Origin of the sequence: Cuniculiplasma divulgatum (genome assembly GCF_900083515.1) — an archaeon.
GTDB lineage: Archaea > Thermoplasmatota > Thermoplasmata > Thermoplasmatales > Thermoplasmataceae > Cuniculiplasma > Cuniculiplasma divulgatum.
On sequence record NZ_LT671858.1, the window covers coordinates 1,303,124 to 1,322,853 of the forward strand.

At 37.4% G+C, this 19,730-nt stretch carries 25 protein-coding genes and 1 tRNA gene; 9 read left to right on the forward strand and 17 right to left on the reverse strand.

Annotation, left to right across the window (positions count from 1 at the left end):
* The first annotated feature begins 44 nt into the window (after positions 1-44).
* The gene (gene speD, locus CSP5_RS06320; protein WP_241810796.1) at positions 45-380 is read left to right on the forward strand and encodes an adenosylmethionine decarboxylase; all 336 of its coding nucleotides are present in this window, start codon (positions 45-47) and stop codon (positions 378-380) included.
* Positions 381-388: 8 nt separating this feature from the next.
* Positions 389-1,297, forward strand: a complete 909-nt coding sequence (locus CSP5_RS06325) for a hypothetical protein (RefSeq protein WP_148689940.1) — start codon at positions 389-391, stop codon at positions 1,295-1,297.
* Positions 1,298-1,412: 115 nt separating this feature from the next.
* Here CSP5_RS06325 and infB read toward each other — a convergent pair whose 3' ends face one another.
* The 6 genes from infB to CSP5_RS06355 all read right to left on the reverse strand — a co-directional run bounded on the left by infB (position 1,413) and on the right by CSP5_RS06355 (position 5,459).
* Positions 1,413-3,155, reverse strand: a complete 1,743-nt coding sequence (infB, locus tag CSP5_RS06330) for a translation initiation factor IF-2 (protein ID WP_077076449.1) — start codon at positions 3,153-3,155, stop codon at positions 1,413-1,415.
* A 16-nt stretch (positions 3,156-3,171) separates the two neighbouring features.
* Entirely contained in the window at positions 3,172-3,621 is a 450-nt protein-coding gene (gene ndk, locus CSP5_RS06335; protein ID WP_021788938.1) for a nucleoside-diphosphate kinase, read from the reverse strand.
* Positions 3,621-3,902: a 50S ribosomal protein L24e gene (locus CSP5_RS06340; RefSeq protein ID WP_021788937.1), complete on the reverse strand. Its 282-nt coding sequence runs from the start codon at positions 3,900-3,902 to the stop codon at positions 3,621-3,623. The genes ndk and CSP5_RS06340 overlap by 1 nt, the downstream gene beginning before the upstream one ends.
* Positions 3,903-3,907: 5 nt before the next feature.
* Positions 3,908-4,117 (reverse strand): 30S ribosomal protein S28e, encoded by a 210-nt coding sequence (locus CSP5_RS06345; RefSeq protein ID WP_021788936.1) that lies wholly within the window; start codon positions 4,115-4,117, stop codon positions 3,908-3,910.
* 10 nt (positions 4,118-4,127) lie between these two features.
* The gene (gene rpl7ae / locus CSP5_RS06350) at positions 4,128-4,496 is read right to left on the reverse strand and encodes a 50S ribosomal protein L7Ae (RefSeq protein ID WP_077076860.1); all 369 of its coding nucleotides are present in this window, start codon (positions 4,494-4,496) and stop codon (positions 4,128-4,130) included.
* Positions 4,497-4,568: 72 nt separating this feature from the next.
* Positions 4,569-5,459, reverse strand: coding sequence for a dihydrodipicolinate synthase family protein (locus tag CSP5_RS06355; protein ID WP_148689941.1), 891 nt, complete (start codon positions 5,457-5,459; stop codon positions 4,569-4,571).
* Between the two features lie 106 nt (positions 5,460-5,565).
* On the opposite strand from CSP5_RS06355, the gene CSP5_RS06360 reads away from it, so the two are divergent.
* Positions 5,566-5,907, forward strand: coding sequence for a rhodanese-like domain-containing protein (locus CSP5_RS06360; RefSeq protein ID WP_021788933.1), 342 nt, complete (start codon positions 5,566-5,568; stop codon positions 5,905-5,907).
* Between the two features lies 1 nt (position 5,908).
* On the opposite strand, the gene CSP5_RS06365 is transcribed toward CSP5_RS06360, so the two are convergent.
* Both CSP5_RS06365 and CSP5_RS06370 read right to left on the reverse strand, forming a co-directional pair.
* Positions 5,909-6,514: a class I SAM-dependent methyltransferase gene (locus CSP5_RS06365; RefSeq protein WP_148689942.1), complete on the reverse strand. Its 606-nt coding sequence runs from the start codon at positions 6,512-6,514 to the stop codon at positions 5,909-5,911.
* A 230-nt stretch (positions 6,515-6,744) separates the two neighbouring features.
* A tRNA-Arg gene (locus CSP5_RS06370) sits at positions 6,745-6,818 on the reverse strand.
* Positions 6,819-6,999: 181 nt separating this feature from the next.
* Here CSP5_RS06370 and CSP5_RS06375 point away from each other — a divergent pair.
* Genes CSP5_RS06375 through CSP5_RS06390 form a run of 5 tightly spaced genes read left to right on the forward strand, consistent with a single transcriptional unit; the run spans position 7,000 to position 8,929 of the window.
* Entirely contained in the window at positions 7,000-7,587 is a 588-nt protein-coding gene (locus CSP5_RS06375) for an exosome complex RNA-binding protein Csl4 (protein ID WP_077076452.1), read from the forward strand.
* On the forward strand, positions 7,584-7,736 hold the full coding sequence (locus CSP5_RS09790) for a hypothetical protein (protein ID WP_021788930.1): 153 nt from the start codon (positions 7,584-7,586) through the stop codon (positions 7,734-7,736). Before CSP5_RS06375 ends, CSP5_RS09790 begins: the two co-directional genes overlap by 4 nt.
* 9 nt (positions 7,737-7,745) lie before the next feature.
* Positions 7,746-7,961 (forward strand): LSM domain-containing protein, encoded by a 216-nt coding sequence (locus CSP5_RS06380; protein ID WP_077076453.1) that lies wholly within the window; start codon positions 7,746-7,748, stop codon positions 7,959-7,961.
* A gap of 51 nt (positions 7,962-8,012) precedes the next feature.
* Positions 8,013-8,330 (forward strand): hypothetical protein, encoded by a 318-nt coding sequence (locus CSP5_RS06385; RefSeq protein WP_021788928.1) that lies wholly within the window; start codon positions 8,013-8,015, stop codon positions 8,328-8,330.
* Positions 8,327-8,929 carry an METTL5 family protein gene (locus tag CSP5_RS06390; protein WP_021788927.1) on the forward strand — a complete coding sequence of 201 codons (603 nt, stop codon included), beginning with the start codon at positions 8,327-8,329 and terminating at the stop codon, positions 8,927-8,929. The genes CSP5_RS06385 and CSP5_RS06390 overlap by 4 nt, the downstream gene beginning before the upstream one ends.
* Positions 8,930-8,937: 8 nt before the next feature.
* Here CSP5_RS06390 and CSP5_RS09990 read toward each other — a convergent pair whose 3' ends face one another.
* The 9 genes from CSP5_RS09990 to CSP5_RS06430 form a co-directional block, all read right to left on the reverse strand.
* Complete coding sequence (locus CSP5_RS09990) at positions 8,938-9,069, reverse strand: hypothetical protein (protein ID WP_277868659.1); 132 nt, start codon at positions 9,067-9,069, stop codon at positions 8,938-8,940.
* Positions 9,066-9,857 carry a dienelactone hydrolase family protein gene (locus CSP5_RS06395; protein ID WP_083705323.1) on the reverse strand — a complete coding sequence of 264 codons (792 nt, stop codon included), beginning with the start codon at positions 9,855-9,857 and terminating at the stop codon, positions 9,066-9,068. The genes CSP5_RS09990 and CSP5_RS06395 overlap by 4 nt, the downstream gene beginning before the upstream one ends.
* A gap of 42 nt (positions 9,858-9,899) precedes the next feature.
* Positions 9,900-10,817 (reverse strand): ornithine carbamoyltransferase, encoded by a 918-nt coding sequence (gene argF / locus CSP5_RS06400; RefSeq protein WP_197683161.1) that lies wholly within the window; start codon positions 10,815-10,817, stop codon positions 9,900-9,902.
* A gap of 5 nt (positions 10,818-10,822) precedes the next feature.
* On the reverse strand, positions 10,823-11,680 hold the full coding sequence (gene sucD, locus CSP5_RS06405; RefSeq protein WP_021788923.1) for a succinate--CoA ligase subunit alpha: 858 nt from the start codon (positions 11,678-11,680) through the stop codon (positions 10,823-10,825).
* Between the two features lies 1 nt (position 11,681).
* A complete protein-coding gene (sucC, locus tag CSP5_RS06410) occupies positions 11,682-12,788 on the reverse strand; it encodes an ADP-forming succinate--CoA ligase subunit beta (protein WP_021788922.1) in 1,107 nt (368 codons plus the stop codon).
* A gap of 241 nt (positions 12,789-13,029) precedes the next feature.
* Complete coding sequence (thsB, locus tag CSP5_RS06415; RefSeq protein WP_077076455.1) at positions 13,030-14,670, reverse strand: thermosome subunit beta; 1,641 nt, start codon at positions 14,668-14,670, stop codon at positions 13,030-13,032.
* A 203-nt stretch (positions 14,671-14,873) separates the two neighbouring features.
* Entirely contained in the window at positions 14,874-16,367 is a 1,494-nt protein-coding gene (locus CSP5_RS06420) for an FAD-dependent thymidylate synthase (RefSeq protein WP_148689943.1), read from the reverse strand.
* Between the two features lie 4 nt (positions 16,368-16,371).
* Positions 16,372-16,863, reverse strand: coding sequence for a Zn-ribbon domain-containing OB-fold protein (locus CSP5_RS06425; protein ID WP_021788919.1), 492 nt, complete (start codon positions 16,861-16,863; stop codon positions 16,372-16,374).
* A complete protein-coding gene (locus CSP5_RS06430; protein ID WP_148689944.1) occupies positions 16,860-18,122 on the reverse strand; it encodes a thiolase domain-containing protein in 1,263 nt (420 codons plus the stop codon). Before CSP5_RS06430 ends, CSP5_RS06425 begins: the two co-directional genes overlap by 4 nt.
* 167 nt (positions 18,123-18,289) lie before the next feature.
* Here CSP5_RS06430 and CSP5_RS06435 point away from each other — a divergent pair, with 167 nt between their 5' ends.
* Positions 18,290-19,729, forward strand: a complete 1,440-nt coding sequence (locus CSP5_RS06435) for an ABC transporter substrate-binding protein (protein WP_021788917.1) — start codon at positions 18,290-18,292, stop codon at positions 19,727-19,729.
* The last annotated feature ends 1 nt before the right edge of the window (position 19,730 follow it).

Consider the following 19,730-nt stretch of genomic DNA (forward strand, 5'->3'; position numbering starts at 1 on the left):
GAATTCATATTCTAGCAGACATGTATGGTATAGAACCAGAGCTTCTGGAGCGAAAAGAGAATTTGATGGAGATAATTGAGAGGTCCATCAGGGTTGGAAACCTCACAAAAATTTCATCGGATTACTATCAATTTGAACCAGTAGGTGCAAGCGGTATCGTTTTACTAGCTGAATCTCATATATCATTCCATACCTGGCCAGAGTATGGTATGATTGCGCTGGACCTATTCACATGTGGAGATCCAGAAAAGGCAGATATAGCTTTTCAGTACATTAAGGAAAAGTTGAATCCTAAAGAAGTTCAGTTCGTAAAGCACGAGCGTGGTTCAAAAGTGTCATTAAGTAATGCACCCCAGCCAGCTGCAACTCAGTTTGTTTAAAGCTGGTAATGAACCGTAAACAAAATTTCTTAATTTTAGCTGTATTACTTATTGCTGGTTCTATCGTTTTTTTTACCCGGGAGCCAGTAATTATTATAATTTTCATTATTGCGATAATTTTTGGACTCGACATGAGTTCTGATGAATTGTACGAAGAGATTGAAAAGATCACTGGAAGGAAACCGGGTTTGTTTTATGGACTGACACTCTTTTCATTTCTAACAAGTTTTGATGAAATTGCTGTATCGGCTAGCTCTATTGCAGAAGGATATCCAGGCATATCCATAGGAACACTTGTAGGATCCATTGTTGTTACCCTGTTGATTTTTCTTGTTATTCTAAAATTTTCCAGAACTAAGATTGAAAAAAGATACGCTCCCTTTTTATTAATAGCCCCAGTTTATATTCTTCTCCTAGTAGTACTTCATATGGAAGAAGTTCCGGTAATATTACTTTTAACCATTGTAACTATAGGTATTTCGTTTTTCGCATTTTATTATCTTAGCAGTAAAGAAAGAATTACGGAAGTGAAAGTTGATAAGAAAGAAAAACAGGTTATTGGGACCAATATTCTGGAACTTATCATCTTTGTAGTTAGCATATTAGTTTTTTCACTGTACCTATCGCGGGGCACAGCTTCCATGGGGATCGATTTGAATATAGGAGAGGTCAACTCAGGATATATTATACCAGGTATTTTAGGCTCAATTCCTGAGATAGTGGTCATAAAGAGTTCTATAAAGAGAAATGATTCAAAGAGTGTTGCAGGGATTATAACTGGCAGTACTGTTATAAAAGGTGGAATTCTGCTTCCCTTACTTGCTTTTGCCTATAATTATACTCCAGCCTATAACAATATTACTATTTCTGGTAGTGTCGCCATCCTGATTATTACGATCATTTTAATTTTCTTATAAATCTGATTCATGCTTCTACAAGACCCCAAAATTTCTAACTTATGAGTTTACGAATCTATAGTGGATTGATCTATAATATTACTTAAATATCCAGCAGCAGTCCTGTGCATGAATCCTATACTCTCGTTCCCCAGAAAATATTCTCTTTTCTCTTTATTTTAATAATTTCTTCCAGCGTTTCCATCGTTTTTTCGTCCAGTGATCTTTCCTTAAGTTTTTTTACTACATCTTCAGTTATGTCTACGTATATAGGCTGATCTGCAGAAATTTGCCTGTTAAGGGTAACTCCATCAATTGCTACGGCAACTTCCTGGCCAGCTTCAGCAAATCTTTTTGAGACTTCTCCATCTCTTATGCTTTTTATGGTACCAGCATACTTGCCATCATCCCTTATCATGTTGTCCCCTACCTTTATCCTTCCAGATAATATCTTTACTCCTACTATAATGGGTTTTGCAGCACGGAAAATATATTCTGGCATTATAACCAGCTTTGATGGAATCGGCATACCCTGCTTGCTTTCCTCGTCCATCTCCTCCTTCTTATTTTTCAACCATTTTTCAATTTCCTCAATGAGTGAATATATAACCTTTGAAGCAACAACTGCAACATCATAGTTCATTAAGTTATTTTTAGCGTCGGTTGAAAGATCAACATTAAATCCCGCGAGAATTCTATCCATCTGATCGGGGAGTGTTGAGACATCAATCAGGTCTCTCTTACTTATTTCACCTATCTGAGTTGAACGAATCTTGATACCACGGGTTCCAAGCTCAAATGCAACTGCCTCGAGTGAACCCAGAGTATCTGCCTTCAGCGTGATACCATGTTCATCCAGATCTATCTTTACCTGACTCTCCTCCTGCAGTTCTTTGATTATGGAGTCTATGTCGCCCTTGGCTTCGATTAGGGTTGTGCCAGGAATCACATCAAGCTTATCTGAAATTGCAATTCTTACCCCAGATGCGGAGTTTACGACACTTCTTTCTGTAACCTTTGTTGATTTTGAGGAAACATTAGTGAACAGTGCCTTAATTTTTGTCTCCTTCGGGCCTTCTGATGTATTTACATATACCGCCATTCCAGTTTTTAGTTTTCCCTGATATAGAATTGAGTCCAGAGTCATTCCCAGTGACTCTTCCCTTCTTATCTCAAGGACATTTGCCTTTGCCAGGTTGTTTATCAGTGCAATTGAAGGTGTAAGAAATCTTTGTGCTAATCCTGAGATTGTCATGAGAATTTCGAGTATTCCTATGGAATATTTTGCACTTGACGGCACTATGGAAACATTTTTGGTAAAATCAGTTATTCTGTCAAATCTATCTGCCGTAAGATTGTGCTGGTACAGTTGATTTATTATAGCATATAATTTGTTGTCCAACTCATCAATATATTCCTGTCTTTGCTCCTTTAGGAACTCTGAGAAGCTCGTATTTTCTGGTTTAATAAAGTAAGCCAGTGTATCAATCTTATTGGCTACTATTATGAAAGGTGTTTTAAATTTTCTAAGAATATTTATAGACTCAACCGTTTGAGGCATTATACCATCGTTTATGTCTATTACAAGTATGGCTATATCAGCCAGAGCACCTCCCCTTGTCCTCATATTTGCAAAGGCAACATGACCAGGAGTATCAACAAAAAGAAGGCCTGGAATCTTGAACATTTTTGAAGAAATCTTTCCTCCTGAAATCTCAATAATACGCTGGATACTGATCTCAGTTGCACCAATCCTTTGTGTGATACCTCCTGACTCCTTCTTCATGAGGGAGGTTCCTCTAATGGAGTCTAAAATACTTGTTTTACCGTGATCAACGTGACCAAGAACACAAACAATTGGTTGTCTGAGGGCTTCCATACAATAATATTACACCTCAGAATAGATTTTCATCCCCATAGGTAAAATCGAGAATTTCACTGCTATTGAAGAATATTGGATATTCGTGATTGAAAGATTCTACAGAATCTGAAGCATGAATTATATTCTTATCAATGCTTATGGAGAAATCCCCTCTTATTGTACCGGGTGATGCTTTTGAACCGTCCGTTGCGCCAACCAGACCTCTTACGACTGATATGGCACTGTTTCCTTCAGCCAGAATCGCTATTATTGGACCACTTGTAATATAAGAAACAAGATCATTAAAAAATGGCTTATCCTTGTGAACAGAATAATGTTTCTCAGCTTTCTCCTTACTTAATTTCATCAACTTGAGTCCTTTTATATTGATGCCCTTTTGTTCAAGCCTTTTTATTACTTCTCCTGACAGTCTTCGTTTAACTCCATCAGGCTTTATTAAAATAAGTGTTTTTTCTGCTGCCATTATTGACTGCCTTCTTGATTATTAACTTCTGTACTTACAGGCTCGCTTTCGACCTGTTTGCTCTGTTCAAGATTGTGGGCTTCTGATGCTTTTCTTATGGCCTTTAAATTTTGGTATTCTCTTGTCCATTTAACTTTTCTTGGTACTCTTTTCAGCTTTGTTTGATTTACCCTGCATTTTTTACTGCAAAAGTTTATGATAGCTCCATCTCTTCTAATATAAACCATTCCAGTTCCTGGTTCGATTTCTGTTCCACAAAAACTGCACTCTCTGCTGACCATAAAATTCACCTCATTGAAAGCTTCTTAGCTTCCCTGGCGGTTTCTCTTAGCATCAATATGTCTCCAACTTTAACAGGACCAAGGACGTTTCTGGCTATAATTCTTCCCTGATCCCTGCCAGCCAGTACCCTAACCTTAACAGTAGTAGCCTCACCGGTCATACCAGTTCTACCCATTAATTCAACTACTTCAGCTGGTGTTGCATCATCTAACATTTAATACACCTCACTTATTGAGGTTTGCTACTTCTGATGTTATCTGCTTGAGTAGTTCCTCATTCTTCCCTACGTCTGTAATTGAAATTGAAGCAGTTGACCCTATTGCTACTTTCGATCCAAGTTCGGATCTTGTTTTCACATAGGCAAACGGTACTTTCCTCTCTTCACATAACTTAGGGATAAAGTATACAACCTCTGGTGGGTTTACATCCTCGGCTATTACAACGAGCTTGCTTTCCCCCCTTTCTATTGACTTTATAACCTCATTTGTACCTTTTTTGATTTTTCCACTTCTATAGCAATTCTCTACTAATTCCAGAATCTTTTTCTCTAAAGACTCGGGAGTTTCAAACTTGACATATGTTGTTTTGTCCATGCTTTTCTCCTCCTTCACAGAGTAAAACGTTAACTTAAGATTATATAAATAGTTTATTGGTAAAATTGAATTTTATTGAGGTTCTATGTGAGTTGTATAATTCAGCACATCCATGATCTTACTTTCTACAATTCTTGGTATTGTGGTAATTGGGTCCGGTAATTTTCCCTTTATGTTATGTTTCCTGTAGAATGCTGCATAGACCATTGATGGAAATGGATATTCATTAACCATTTTAAAGAATTGATTGAATATTCTCTGTGTCTTCGTTGCCATAGATATATTTCCATCTACAAAGTATTTATAAACGTCTGTAACCAGTGGATTTATATTTGTGGTTCCGCAAACTCCTCCTTTAGCACCTATAGAAAGTGCCTGTAGTAGAAGATCATCCTGCCCCTGAAACACCTTCAAACTATCAGAAAAATTGGCTGCAACTTCGTTAAAAAATCTTATGTCTCCTGATGAGTCCTTGATACCCTCAATTCTACCAATATTTTCTACAAGAGATTTCATTGTATCTATTTCAACTCTTGAACCTGTGAACTGCGGAATGTTATAAATATAGAACTTTCCTGAGAAAACCTCTGACACCGCCTCAAAATGCCTTATTATCCATGATTGTTCTGCCTTGTTATAGTATGTAGGTTGCAGGACTATCTTATCAAATCCCAAATCTTCTGCATATTTTGCCATCTCCCGTGCTTCCTCGGTGTTTTGTGAGCCAACTCCTACCAGTACTTCAAAATTTGAAGCCTCTTCCTGAATCATTTTCAAAAAAGATTTTTTTGTTTCCAGAGTCATCAAATTAAAAAGGCCGTTGCTTCCGAGCGGAAATATTTTATTAATTCCAAATTCTTTCATGTCATCGAGAAATACTTTCAGGTTTTCCCTTGAAGGTTTTCCCTCACCGTCAAATGGAGTGATCATTGGACATATTACTTCGACATTAGATGTTTTCATAGTTCCACATTACAAATTACCGTAAAAACATTATTTAAATTTTCCTTAAGATAATTTTTCTTATTTTTATGAGATTTTATTTTATACTGATTAGGGATTGCTATTTATGTCTATAATGGATTTCTTCAAGACACCTCAAAATTTAAAAGAACTATCTCCAGAGGAGGTAAAAACTAAATTAAATGAAGGGAATGCTAAAATTATAGATGTCAGAACTAAAAGAGAATATGAGGCGGGCCATATAAAGGAAGCAACCTTGATACCACTAAGTAAAATAAAGAAAAAAACTAAGGATCTTTCCTTTGACGAAGAATATATTCTGATCTGTGCAACAGGACACAGAAGTAGAGCTGCTGGAGCCACTCTCTTAAGAAATGGGTTTAAAAATGTGTCTCATTTGAAGGGAGGAATGGGAGCATGGAAAAAAATGGAAAAGCAGGAAAAGTAATCTACTCAATCTTTTGAGTGAATGAACAACGAATAAATTCTTTGTCTTTTTTGATATTAAAATTAAGGTTTAATTCGCTTCCAATTTCTTTAAATTTTTCCTCACTCATTGTATGACTATTTGCGATTCTTTTATAGAATGTTTTCTGAGGCTGAAGTTCATAAATGTTTATATGTCCTTGCTGTTTTAGAAATTGCATAAGGTAAATAATGGATTCATTCCTCTGTTTCCAGTGATGAAAACTCATACTTACGTAAATCATATCAAACTTGGAATCTGTTGGTATCATTCTGCTACTTCCCTGCTTGAAATTAATTTTTTCTGTTGACCCTTTTTTCCTAGCTTTTGATGCTGCAATTTTTATCATATCCGGTGACGGGTCAATACCTAGATATGTTGCTGAAGGGTTTAAATTCCATAGAGATATAAGCATATTACCCGTTCCGCAGCCCACATCCATTGCATTTGAAATTTTATAAGATAGAAGATCATTTAAAACAAATTTATTATACCTCCTAAAGACAGGAATTACCTTGGATATGTTATAGAAATGAGATGATATCGCTCCAAACTTTTCTTCCCCTTCAACGTAGAAGTCATCACTCATACTAGGTTATTTTTTAAGTATTGAATAAGATTTCTATTTTTTTCTATAATTTTTTAATATTTAATTATTTTCAGTTAAATGGGAACAAAGTCAAATGAGTTTTCTCTATAAATTAAAATTAAATATTACCTGAACCCATCATTTCATAACAATCTCAATAAAAACCCTGGTTTTGGAAATTTAATGGGCATACCAACAGTTTTTCTTTAATTTTAACTTTAATTTTCTTACGGGCCTGCCGGGATTTGAACCCGGGTCCTCGGCTTCGAAGGCCATTAGGATATCCTAGCTACCCCACAAGCCCTTTTCATAATTGTTTCATTAATCAATATCTTTATGATTGCTCCTGTTGTCTGAATAACAAATTCAGTCGTTTCATCATGGGATCAAAATAGGCACAGTTTATAATTCCCATACTGGGAAGCAATAAATATAATGAAAAATTGAAAACATTAATAACATGAATTGATTTAACAAATTCAGAAATGATTGGTATGGGAGAAGAAAAGACTACTTATGTTATTCCTGGAGATGTTCTGGCCTATTCAGAAGAATATTTACCTGGAAAAAACACACTTGAGGAAAACTCAAGAATAATTTCTGCTACCTCTGGAGAAGTTAAGAAGAATGATAAAGAGCTTGTTGCCAGCGTAGATAATGGAATAAAGAGAATTCTACCGAGGATTGAAGATATTGTCTATGGTAAAATAATGAAAAATGATTCAAGACAGGTTTCAATCCAGATTGTGGGAATAGAACAAAATGGAATACTTGAAAATTATATGGCAGACGGATACATCAGAAACATGCAGGACTACAAAAAGGAAGATAGAAGAGCTCAGACCGTTCATATAGGAGATCTAATAAGAGGAAAAGTGATCAGGGTAGGTCAAAACCTAGAAATAACCCTAAATGGAAACAGACTTGGTGTTCTTAAATCTAGATGCTCGAGATGCAGAGAAGTGCTTGTACTTAAAAACGGCGTTCTTTTCTGTGAAAACTGCAACAGGAGCGAAATGCGAAAAATAGCTCCTGATTATGGATCGCCTGAATTTGGGGAGATGAAAAAATGAAAGGAGAAACCAACATAAAGGATATCGAAAAACTAAACAAGGATATTGTGAGTTTGAGGAAGGAGGTTGACGACATGAAAGACGTCATTAGGGGACTAATACAGTTCATAATGAGGAAGGAAGATATTGACAGCGAGGAATATAACTGAGGGATGAAAATGATAGTACCGATGAAAATATTGGAAGAGAATTTGAACAAAAAAGTATCGTTATTGCTAAAGGATAACAGGACATTGGAAGGCGTATTGACAGGATACGACGAGTACATGAATATGGTCATGGGGTCGGTTGAGGAAACAGGAGAAGAACTTAACAGAAAACTTGGAACAGTAATAATCAGGGGAAGCAACGTAGTAAGAATTGTACCAATTTAATAAAACACCTCAATAAAAATAAATTTAATTATTAATTATTAATCATGCAATATGCCTTCGGTTAAAAGGAAAGATCCAAATAAAATTATAGCTCAAAGAAGAGAGAGCAATAACTTGAGGAATATTCCAGATATTCTAATACCGATTTGGCAGATTAAAATAAGAGAAAGATTTGGGATTGATGTAGATAGGGAGATAGCCAGATATATAGTCCTTGCCGCTCATGAAGAGGGAACATGGAAAAAGCAAAGGGCCATACGAAAGATTGAGGATATATTACGATCAAGAGGCATGTCAAGAGAGACTTCAAAGAAAGTTGCCGTTGATGTAATCAAGATGGCGATTGGCGGAAAGAGCAGGGAAGATTGAAACTTTCTAAAAAGGATTTGGAAATACGATTATCAAAACTGCAGCCAATAAGTAACCCAAAGAATGAACTTGAGCAGTATTCAACCGATTCTGTGCTAGCTTCAGAGATTTTAAACCTTGCATTCATAAACGGAAACATAAAGGAAAGAACAGTTATGGACGCTGGCAGTGGCAACGGGATCTTTTCATATGGTTCTATTTATTTTGGTGCAAGATTGGTTACTGCACTGGAAATTGATAAAGATCAGGAGGGAGTACTTCATAAAAACCTAAGCGGTTTCAAAAATGTTGAAATATTAACTGATGATATAAGGAATATAAATGGCCACTGGGACACAGTGTTTTGTAACACACCTTTTGGCTCGGTTATAAGAGATTCGGATCTACCCTTCCTTGAGAAAATATTCAAAATTGGTGATTTCATTTATCTAATTCATAACTGGAAAGTGAAAGATTTCGTTCTTAATTTCCTGAAGGGGCGTGCAACAGTTCTTTCGTACAGCAGAAAGAAACTTATCATTCCTAGAACATACAGCCACCACGAAAAAGATCGGGTATCTATTGATGTTTTGTTCTTATATGCAAAAAGGCTGGAATAGAGGAAGTCTCAAACCTTTTCAAGTTTCTTATAATCATTGAATGTCTTTCCCTTATCTGACATGTATTTCTTGGTTACATCTACCCATACATAGAAACAACCATCAAATATGCCTTCCTCTTCCTGTTTAATTTCACTCATTTCATATACCTCCTGTAGAAATATTTCACTTTTTCCCATGCATCTTCTGATGCCTCCTTATTATAACTCATTCCAGTGTCGTTGAAAAAGGCATGATAGGTACCAGGGTAAAGCTTCATTTCGAAATCGGTCTTGTATTTTACAACTCTTTCCATGACCTGAGGCAGAGTTGCATTTATACCACTGTCCTCGCCTGCATAGATTCCAAACACAGCTCCCTTTATGTGTTCCATTTCATCCAGATTTCTTGGACTTGCACCATAGAATATAACTGAAGCTTCGAATGCTTTTGATGTTGAAAGCTGAAAGGCAAGACCCCCGCCCATGCAGAACCCAATTATTCCTTTCTTACTAACACCTTTCATCTCCTGTTCGTATAATTTGGAAAGATCGGAAAGCATTCTCTTTTCCATTAGCTCTCTTTTTTCTGAGACAAACTCAAAAATCTGTTTTCCAACTGGAGACAATTTTCCCATTACCTCTTTTATTGCCTCAGGATCTCTTCTTTTTTCTGGAGGAAGCGACCACATAGGACGCATGGCATCCATTATGTTCTCTTCGGTAAATACCTTCTTGTCTTCTGGTCTTGAATATAAGTCAGGTGCAATAACGTCGTATCCTTCCATTGCCAGTTTCCTGCTAAAAGATTTAATAAATGCTGTGAGTCCCCATATCTCCGAGACTACCATTATTTTTCCCCTGCTTCCTTCCGACTTAATTTCTAGGTAATCTAACTTCAGATCATTTTCAATACTGAACTTTTTCATAGACTCTGTTAATTCCGCCATACTCTGTAATGCTAAAAATTGTATAAAAAATTATGTTTCCTTTTAATTGCTTAAAAGGTAAACAATTGCTGCTTTTGCACTATGCAGCCTGTTTTCAGCTTCCTGGAAAATTACACTGTTGATGCTATCTGCGACTTCGTCTGTTACTTCAAGTCCCCTGTGAGCAGGAAGACAGTGCATAAAAATGTAATCTTTTTTTGCATTTTTTACAAGTTCACTGTTAACCTGAAATGGCCTAAGATCCTTTTCCTTTTCTTCCCTTTGCTTTTCCTCTCCCATTGAAACCCATACATCTGTATATATTATATCCGCAGATTCCACTGCTTCCCCAGGTTTATCGGTCAATGTAACAGTACTGCCAGTTTCCCTTGCTATTTTTTTTGCCTTTTCTATGAATGACTGATCAGGCATATGATTTTTAGGAGTGCCTATGGAAATATCCATTCCAGTCATTGCGCAGGTAAGCACTAGTGAATTTACCATATTGTTCCCATCACCAACGTATGAAAACTTCTTTCCCTGAAATTCTCCTTTCTTTTCGGCTATGGTCATAAAATCTGCTATCATCTGAAGTGGATGTTCCTGGTTGTCTAATGCATTGATTACAGGAACCGAAGAGTATTTTGCAAGTTTAACCACGTTTTCATGACTGAAAGCTCTGTAAGTAATGATATCAAGCATTCCTGATAGAACTCGTGAAGTGTCTTCTACCGTTTCACCTCTGCCCATTTGCATATCTGAGGGGTTTAGGTAAAGTGCATTTCCCCCAAGTTGGTACATTGCTGTTTCAAGAGAAACTCTAGTTCTTGTACTTGATTTTTCGAATATCATCCCCATGGATCGGCCTTCAACCAATGGGCTGGTCTGGTATCTTGATCTCTTGAACTTTAACCCCATATTTACTATCTCGCTAAAGTCATTCCTGATATCAAGAATCGATACCAAATCTTTTTTAATCATAGGGATCACTCCAGAAGTGATGGTACATCTGTTGGGTACTCGGCAACCTTTACTCCAGCTGCATTGAAAGCTTTAATCTTAGATTCTGCAGTTCCAACTCCCTTTTCTATAATGGCTCCTGCATGACCCATTCTCTTTCCTGGTGGTGCACTTCTTCCTGTTATGTATGCCACAACCTTCTTTGTGATGTGCTTTTTTATATACTGGGCTGCAAGCTCTTCATTACTGCCACCTATTTCACCCACAAGAACGATTTTTTCAGTGTCTGGGTCCTTTTCATACTGCTTCAGTATATCTATGTAGTTAAGACCTACTACAGGATCTCCACCAAGCCCTATGACTGTGCTTTCTCCCATACCACTCTTTGTAACAGCATCAACAATTTCATAGGTTAGTGTTCCACTTCTTGACGCTATTCCAATGTTACCTTTTCTGAATATTTTATTTGGCATGATTCCAATTTTGCATTTACCAACGGCTGTGATTCCAGGTCCATTTGGTCCTATTACAACTGCACCCTTTCTCCTTGCATTGTGCACTATTTCCATTGAGTCGTGGAATGGCACATGTTCTGTTAGTATGTAAATGAAATTGATCCCTGAGTCGATTGCCTCGAAAGCCGCATCCTTTACAAAAGGGGCAGGCACGCTGATCATGGTAGCATCTGGCTTAAATTCCATTGCATCCCTGACTGAGCCAACTATGGGAACCCTGTCCATGAACTTAGTTCCAGCCTTTCCGGGGGAAACGCCAGCAACTACCTTTGTTCCAAATGCAAGCATTTCTCCAGCATGAAATGCACCCTGATGCCCTGTTATTCCCTGAACAATTACTTTTGTATTCTCATCAACATAAACGCTCATTTTAATTACCTCCTGCTAACTTTACAACTCTCTCTATTGCTTCCATCATTGTGGGGAATGAATCTATATTACTATCCTTTAGTATTTTCCGTCCTTCATCATCCCTTACACCACTCAATCTAACAACAATTGGCTGTGTTATTGAGAGCTTATTCTTTGCCATTACTATACCATTTGCCACTGTGTCACATTTAGTGACCCCACCAAATATATTGACCAGTATTGCCTTTGGTTTCGCCTTAAGCACAAGATCGAAGGCATTTGCAACTATATCTGAATTATCCGTTCCTCCGAGATCAAGGAAATTTCTTGGTTTTCCCTTGTGAAGAGTTAATGCATCAAGAGTTGCCATTGTTAATCCGGCTCCGTTTGCAATTACTCCAATATTCCCATCAAGTTCAATAAACGCATAGCCTTTCTGGGAAGCTTCTAATTCCAGTGGTGTCTTCTCTGGATCAACTACTTCAAACTCCTTGTGCCTGTATACTGAATCACTGTCAACAACAACCTTCGAGTCTGCAGCTATAAGCTTTCCTTCTTCGGTTATGACGAGAGGATTTATTTCTACCAGTTCACAATCTTCTTCGACCCATATTTTATAAAGTGTTTTCAAAATAGACATAAACTGTTTAGCTATATCAGGATCCAGTTTCATGAACGCTACAGCTTCTCTTCCTATGAAATCAGAATATCCAAGAATTGGGTCTATATGTCTTGTATAAAGTTGATCGTGAGGGATTGATTCAATCTCTACTCCTCCCTGAGTTGTAGCAATAAGAATTGGCTCTTTTTCTGTTCTATCCAGAGCAATACTTACATACATCTCCTTTTTGATGTGAATCATTTCTTCAATCAGAACCTTTGTTACTGTTAGACCTCTAATTTTAGCTCCAAGTAACTCTTTTACACCATCGTTAAGTTCCTGCTGGGACTTGGCAAATTTTATTCCTCCAGATTTGCCTCTTCCTCCAAGAAGGATCTGAGACTTGACCACCACGGGTTTTTCAAAATTTCTAATGTCTGACTCTTTTTCAACAAGATAGCTTTCCGGTACTGGAATACCGTACTTCCTAAAAATCTGTTTTCCCATATACTCGTAAAGATTCATATTTTACCGTAAGGCAATTACATAAAAGGATAAATAATATTTTACATTATATTAACTTCTTAAGTCTACCTGATTTTGGTTACCTTTTGAGTTTAATTATTGTAAATTACGGATCATGGATAAGTGACAAAACGAGTTTAAATTCGTAAAATTTATGATCGGTAAAAATGTTAGAATTTTTTTTAAATCTGAGAACAAAAGAGTGTAAATATTAATAGGTGAAATTTAAAAATCAAAAGCATTAGTATGGTGGCATTCCGCCCATACCGCCCATTCCACCCATGCCTCCCTGGCCGCCGGGGGATGGCGCGCTCTTCTTGCTTGCTATGACATCATCTATTCTCAATATCATAGTAGCAACTTCCACTGCGCTTTCCAGTGCATGTCTTTTTACTTTAAGTGGATCGAATACTCCAATTGCATACATGTCAGAGACTTTGTTATCAGAGAAGTTAATTCCTGTGTTAATATTCTTCTTTTCATGCTCTGCCTTTAGCTGTATAAGGGTGTTGATAGGATCCATACCTGCATTTTCTGCCAGAGTTCTAGGTATAACCTCAAGAGCCTTGGCAAAAGCATCTATAGCGAGTTGCTCTCTTCCGCCAACACTGGCAGCATATGATCTTATTCTCAATGAAAGTTCTGATTCCACTGCTCCGCCACCTGGAAGTATTTTTCCGTCTTCCTTTGTAATTGCAACAACTCTTATGGCGTCATTAAGTGCTCTTTCGATCTCAGACACAACATGTTCGGTTCCACCTCTGATAAGTATACTTACTGCTTTTGGATTGCTGCATCCGGTTACAAATGTCATTCTGTCGTCGCCTATCTTTTTCTCTTCTACCTTCTTTGCTGAACCAAGATATGATGCTGAAAGATCGTCGAGATTTGTAACAAGTTTTGCGCCAGTCGCCTTTGCAAGTTTTTCCATGTCACTCTTCTTGACTCTTCTTACTGCATAAATACCTTCTTTCGCAAGATAGTGCTGAGCAATGTCATCTATACCTTTCTGGCATAGAACCACATTTGCGCCACTCTTTTTTATCTTGGAAACCATTTCTTTGAATGTGTCAACTTCCTGATCTAGAAAATCCTGTATTTTAGAAGGATCTGAAATTTGGACCTTTGCCTCTATTTCTGTCTTCTTTATTTCCAATGCTGAGTCAATAAGTGCTATCTTTGCATCGTTAACTACAGAAGGCATCTTGGAATGAACTTTTTCCTTATCTATGACAAGCCCCATAATTAGTTCTGTCTCGTTTACACTTCCTCCACTCTTCTTATCAATCTTTATGCTGGATGGTTCAACTGTGAACTTATGATTCTTTTCTTCAGCCACAGCATTTACTGCTTTTACAATTAATTTATATAGCATGTCTCCGCCTAGCCCTATGTTCTTACCTGAAAGTGCAGTTCTTGCAACCTGTTCAAGAGATTTGTCGTCCTTTACATCCTTTGCGATGGCGTCTAACTCCTTCTTTGCCTGATTTACGGCCAGTCTGTATCCATTTGCAATAACTGTTGGATGTACTCCCTGTTCAAGAAGTTCCTCTGCCTGCTTTAGGAATTCGCCCGCAAGTACAACTGAGGTTGTGGTTCCATCTCCAACTGCTGTATCCTGTGACTTTGCAACTTCCACTATCATCTTTGCTGTAGGATGATCTACATCCATTTCTTTCAGAATGGTTGCCCCATCATTGGAAATAATAATATCTCCAATCGAATCTACAAGCATCTTGTCCATTCCCTTCGGTCCAAGAGTTGTCCTCACAGCCTCGGCAATGGCTTTTGCTGCATCTATATTATTTTTCTGTGCATTCTTACCCTGATCCCTGCTTGTACCTTCCTTTAATATAAATATCGGCATTTGTCCGTTTAACATCTTTTTTCCTCCTTATTTCTACTTGGTAAATTTGTTCTTCAATATAAATTTTATGCATATTTTTACGATAAAAATTCTGTAATTGAACCATTCATCTATCCTTAGCTTGGTTACATTTCTTAATAGTAAAAATGAAAATAAAATTGATAGATATCAATTTCAACAGCCATGTTCAGCAGGAAACATTACTTTTTGAATCAATTTCATAATTTTTTAATTTTTTCCTCTTTTCTGTATTCCTGGAAAAATCTACCCAGTGGATACTTACCATAATCAACGAATTTGAATAGTGGCTTAAATTCTGGCTCCTGATCCAGAAATGTGCCAACCATTTTAATTGCAGTTTCCCTAAGATCTGGGTGTGACTGGGGAGTTGATCTTAATTCGCTGAAATATGCCAGTTCCCTGAGATTTGTATTAACAAGTATCTCATAATTCGTGCAATATGGTAACACATATTGTGCCAGTTTTCCACCAGAATCCTTCCTTATGTGAATATAGAGTTTTCCTACATCGTCTAATAATTGTTTCATTCTGGATGAAAGATCGGGATTATTGGAAACATATTCTGGAATATAATAACCATGTTCGGGAGTAATATCTTTCCTTAATATACTCATAAATCTGTGCCTCTGGAACTCCCTGAAAGCGCCATAATTCATAACGATCCTGTATGTCAGATTAATAAACTCAAACGCCCTTGGTAATTTATCTCTTCGGCTCCTTCTTTCATCGGCAATTAAGTCTATTATGTCTTTCTTATTCTGGCCAATGTAAGTGGGATTAGAGAAGCATAAAATATTTCCTATATTTGATGTTTGCTTTTTATTATATTCTGTTAAGGTTACATCTACTGAATTAATTCCTTTTCCATCTGTACTTGAAAGGGATTGAGTATCTTTCTGTTCAATTCCGGGCTCATGATTTTTGGTGTAACGGGGATCTCTAGCGGACTTTACTAGATTTTCAAACTCGCTGAAGAGTTCGTCATAAAGTAGATCAGAAATTTCCTTCGCTTCTGGTATTCCGCTTTGATCCAGTTTTTGGATTAGATGAATGAATGCCCTGATATTTCCGGATATGCCCATATTCGTCAGGGTGCTGGAAGGAAGGATTGCCCTCATGTCATCCAGTGTTCTTGATCTAACGGCAGTTTCATAGGCCTTTGAAGCTGAATCTTCCCCTTCAGTTTGGAAACTCGAAAGTGGAAAATCTGTTTTTAAATTCTCCTTAATTATTGGAATTCCATATGAATAGAATTCAAATAATTTTTCCATTAAGGAATTATACTCACCTTCAAATTTTTTCGCAATACCAGTCTTTTCAAAATCAAGAAATAGGTATTTTCCATCTACTTTTTTTTCATAGCTAACATATCTTGAGGATTTTTCAAGATAGGATAAACCAACCCTGCATTCCTCGATTAACTTTGTTACTATATTTGATATCCCCTGTATGCCTATTTGAATCGATATTAATTCAGCTACAGATTCATCGCCATACTCCAGAAATACCCGCTCATAAAATTTCTTACCTCTGTCTGGATTTTCCTGAAATTCCTTTTTATAAAGTTCCCTTATATCAAGCGATGATGTCCTGCTATACCTTGATAATAGCGCCCCTCTATCTACCTGATTTTCCATTTTTAAAATAAAAACCCTTTTATCCGGATTAGAAAAAAAATTGTCAGAAGTCATATTTCTATTCCTTCATCGGTACGAAATAGACGTCTGTAGGACTAAAAGTAAGATTTCTCTTGAATTTTGCTCTTACTTTCATGCCTATTTTTAAATCTTCCTGAGACGCTCCTATCAGTCTAGCCATGAACAGAGAATCAACACCCTCAAACTCCACCATAATAAGGTTAAACGGAGTTTCAGGAAGAAACTTTTCACTTCCAAAGTAACAAGTTGTAAATGTGTGGATTCTCCCCTCGTTTGGTAATTCATGCCACTCTGTTTCTGAACCACAAAACATGCAATGTCCCCTTGGTGTTGCATATACATATCCGCAGCTCTTGCATTTGCTACCCATCAGTTTCTTTTTTCCCAGTGCCCTGAAGAATTCTGAATCCTGTGCATAACTGTGGATGTAATCTATTTCATAGCTGGATTTTACAATAAGTGGATCAGTGTTGTATACCTCCGTTCCACTCTGAGTTTCTGGCATTTTTGCATCATAATCTATGGTCATTTTACCGCCTCCATAATTGATACAGTTACATAAGTACCCGTTCCAGCGTGACTGTGAATAAGTCCTCTCTTGGCATTCTTTACCTGAAGCGCGTCGTCCTTGAAATGCTTCTTTATGGAATGTTGCAGTTGCCAGAACATGAAAACAGATTGCATTATTCCAGTTGCACCCACTGGATGCCCTGAAGCCAGCAACCCACCAGATGGATTTACAGCAACTTTCCCGTTAATATCTGCTTTTCCTTCTTCCACGAAATGTCCTCCCTCTCCGTATTTGCACAAACCAAGATCTTCGTATGTCTGTATCTCTGAGGATGTATACGCATCATGTAACTCTACCACATCGATCTCTTCCAGTGGGTCTGTAATGCCTGCATTTTTGTAAGCCTCTATTGCCGCAGACCTTCCTGCTCTAAATGAGTGAACACCTGGATATTTTAGATTTTTATAATCTGATTCTTTCTCATTAGCCAGAAGCGGAACCTTCAACATTGGTCTGTCAGATAGACGCATTGTGTCTGTTCCGGTTCCAATACCCGTAATTTTAACTGGATGGTCAGACATTTCGAATGCTTTTTCTTCCGATGCAAGTATAGCAACAGCCGCTCCATCTGACATTGTACAGACGTCGAGTCTTGTAAGCGGATATGATACCATCTGAGAATTTCTCACGTCTTCAACTGTGATTTTCATCGGACTTTGTGAATAGGGATTGTGTATTGCATTGCCGTGATTCTTTACAGATACCTTTGCAAGCTGTTCTACTGTTGTCCCGAACTCGTGCATGTGTCTTACGGCCATCATAGCATAATAACCCGTGTAAAAACCTCCAACCGGATAGTCAAAGTTTGTATCGCTTGCAAGTGCTATGAATTCATTCCCTTTCCATGTATTCACATGAGACATTGTTTCAAACCCATAAACAGCACATACATCCATTCTTCCTGAGGCAACTTCTTCCACTCCAGTTTGAAACGCCAGTCCACCTGTCGCACCTCCCCCTTCAACTCTTTTACTTGGTTTGGGGGTTAGTGCAAGATAATCCTGTGCCATAATTCCTGACATTAATTGTCTCTGAAAATGATCAGAGAAGTATGAAGCTACAGAGCCGTCAATATCTTTCACGCTGATTCCAATGTCATTCAGGGCATAATCAAAGGCCTTCTTTGTTCTCAATCTAAAATCCATTGCAGGGTTAGACTTAGTAAACTTTGTCACCCCTCCTGAAACCATATATACATCTCTTCCGCCATTTTTCATAATTTCACTGTTCTTTTATGATATCTTTATATTAAAAAGTTAGTTTGATTTAATTAGCTTCCAAAACTCATTAATTATATATAAAATGCATTATATTTATATAAATTGAGACAATATTCTACATAGAAAAAGATTAAGTTTTGAACCAGATATGGCTTTGAGTCAAAATGCAAAGCTCAAAAAAAGGTAGCTCCGTTAAGTGGATTGCCGCAATTGTGGTGATTATAGTAATTGTTGCAGGATTGGGTATTTTATTTTTTGATAAGCCCGCAAAAAAGCAAACGATTAATGTTATGGTAGATAGTGGAAGTATGACAGAATCATATTTGAAAGCTGTGGCTCAACAGTTTGAGAAGAAAAATCCAAACGTGAATGTACAGATTAACTCCGTTGGATATTCAGATATGACAACAACTGCACTTGCCGCTCTTCAGGGAAAAACATCGCCTCCAAATATATTTATGTACTATGCCTCCCAGGCCCCAGCCCTGGCTCCGTATCTCTATAATCTAAACAGTTCACTTGGGCAGAAATATCTGAACTCTGCAAATTTCCTATCAGGTGATTTGGCATCAGGTTCTTATGCACCCAATGCAACTGGAAATGGTTATAACTTTATAGGAATACCAATTCATACTGTTGTTGGTTATATACTCGTGTATAACAAGACAGTTTTCAATAACGCAACACTTGAAAAGGGATTCTATGATCAGTATCACTATAATATTACACCTTCTAAACTGGGCAACTGGACAGCATTGAATGCCGTATCAAGCTATGTTTCCACACACACTAAATTCAATGGAGCCAACAATAAATATGCCCTCATGTTTCCTGATAGTGCATCACACTCAATAATAGATACTTTCTACAACCTGTTTTACCCCTATGGTCAGGGACAGAGCACAACAGGAATACCAGCAAATAGCTCACCTAACTACTGGACATATTTCGGATTTCAAAATGGAAAAGTAGTGCCTTCATTTAACAACAGTTACGGTATACAGGCCCTAACAATGTACAAGAATTTAACTAGTTACGAACCAAGTGTAAGCTCACAACCCATAGGTTATGACCAGCAGGAACTCTTCTTTGGAACCGGCGATTATGCTATGGGTCTGGCATGGTCAAGCTTTATACCTACATATGAGAACTCGTCTTCACTGGTTAAAAATGATCTTGGAATATCTCTGCTTCCAGGCGGCTACACAGGATATTCTCCAACATTCCTTGGGGTAAATCCTTACAGCAGTAACATTACACTGGACCTTAAATTCCTTCAGTTTGCATCATCATCTTCCGAGTTTTCAATGGGAATTAAGAACTACTCCTACGTTCCTTCTACATATTCTGGTCTCTCTTCAGCATCAAAATTGTCTAATTTCACCTGGCTTTCACAAATCAATAACTATTCAAGCACAATTAAGGTAGATAAAACATATTCTCAGGTATTTCTAAAAGCCTCCCCACTGTTTTCAACTCTGATTCCAGATTTCAACGACCAGGTTCTTAAATATCTGGAAGGGAAGACAACTGCAAAGCTAGCTTTAAGTACAGCTGCCTCAGAATGGGTAAAGGAATTAAACAATCAAGGAATTACCCTGTAAC

Bases quoted from the DNA above. Each gene is read 5' to 3' on its own strand.
- CSP5_RS06325 (WP_148689940.1), top strand. From the start codon at position 389: ATGAACCGTAAACAAAATTTCTTAATTTTAGCTGTATTACTTATTGCT.
- infB (WP_077076449.1), bottom strand. From the start codon at position 3,155: ATGGAAGCCCTCAGACAACCAATTGTTTGTGTTCTTGGTCACGTTGAT.
- ndk (WP_021788938.1), bottom strand. From the start codon at position 3,621: ATGGCAGCAGAAAAAACACTTATTTTAATAAAGCCTGATGGAGTTAAA.
- CSP5_RS06340 (WP_021788937.1), bottom strand. From the start codon at position 3,902: ATGGTCAGCAGAGAGTGCAGTTTTTGTGGAACAGAAATCGAACCAGGA.
- CSP5_RS06345 (WP_021788936.1), bottom strand. From the start codon at position 4,117: ATGTTAGATGATGCAACACCAGCTGAAGTAGTTGAATTAATGGGTAGA.
- rpl7ae (WP_077076860.1), bottom strand. From the start codon at position 4,496: ATGGACAAAACAACATATGTCAAGTTTGAAACTCCCGAGTCTTTAGAG.
- CSP5_RS06355 (WP_148689941.1), bottom strand. From the start codon at position 5,459: ATGAAAACATCTAATGTCGAAGTAATATGTCCAATGATCACTCCATTT.
- CSP5_RS06360 (WP_021788933.1), top strand. From the start codon at position 5,566: ATGTCTATAATGGATTTCTTCAAGACACCTCAAAATTTAAAAGAACTA.
- CSP5_RS06365 (WP_148689942.1), bottom strand. From the start codon at position 6,514: ATGAGTGATGACTTCTACGTTGAAGGGGAAGAAAAGTTTGGAGCGATA.
- CSP5_RS06375 (WP_077076452.1), top strand. From the start codon at position 7,000: ATGATTGGTATGGGAGAAGAAAAGACTACTTATGTTATTCCTGGAGAT.
- CSP5_RS09790 (WP_021788930.1), top strand. From the start codon at position 7,584: ATGAAAGGAGAAACCAACATAAAGGATATCGAAAAACTAAACAAGGAT.
- CSP5_RS06380 (WP_077076453.1), top strand. From the start codon at position 7,746: ATGATAGTACCGATGAAAATATTGGAAGAGAATTTGAACAAAAAAGTA.
- CSP5_RS06385 (WP_021788928.1), top strand. From the start codon at position 8,013: ATGCCTTCGGTTAAAAGGAAAGATCCAAATAAAATTATAGCTCAAAGA.
- CSP5_RS09990 (WP_277868659.1), bottom strand. From the start codon at position 9,069: ATGAGTGAAATTAAACAGGAAGAGGAAGGCATATTTGATGGTTGTTTC.
- CSP5_RS06395 (WP_083705323.1), bottom strand. From the start codon at position 9,857: ATGGCGGAATTAACAGAGTCTATGAAAAAGTTCAGTATTGAAAATGAT.
- argF (WP_197683161.1), bottom strand. From the start codon at position 10,817: ATGATTAAAAAAGATTTGGTATCGATTCTTGATATCAGGAATGACTTT.
- sucD (WP_021788923.1), bottom strand. From the start codon at position 11,680: ATGAGCGTTTATGTTGATGAGAATACAAAAGTAATTGTTCAGGGAATA.
- sucC (WP_021788922.1), bottom strand. From the start codon at position 12,788: ATGAATCTTTACGAGTATATGGGAAAACAGATTTTTAGGAAGTACGGT.
- thsB (WP_077076455.1), bottom strand. From the start codon at position 14,670: ATGTTAAACGGACAAATGCCGATATTTATATTAAAGGAAGGTACAAGC.
- CSP5_RS06420 (WP_148689943.1), bottom strand. From the start codon at position 16,367: ATGACTTCTGACAATTTTTTTTCTAATCCGGATAAAAGGGTTTTTATT.
- CSP5_RS06425 (WP_021788919.1), bottom strand. From the start codon at position 16,863: ATGACCATAGATTATGATGCAAAAATGCCAGAAACTCAGAGTGGAACG.
- CSP5_RS06430 (WP_148689944.1), bottom strand. From the start codon at position 18,122: ATGAAAAATGGCGGAAGAGATGTATATATGGTTTCAGGAGGGGTGACA.
- CSP5_RS06435 (WP_021788917.1), top strand. From the start codon at position 18,290: ATGCAAAGCTCAAAAAAAGGTAGCTCCGTTAAGTGGATTGCCGCAATT.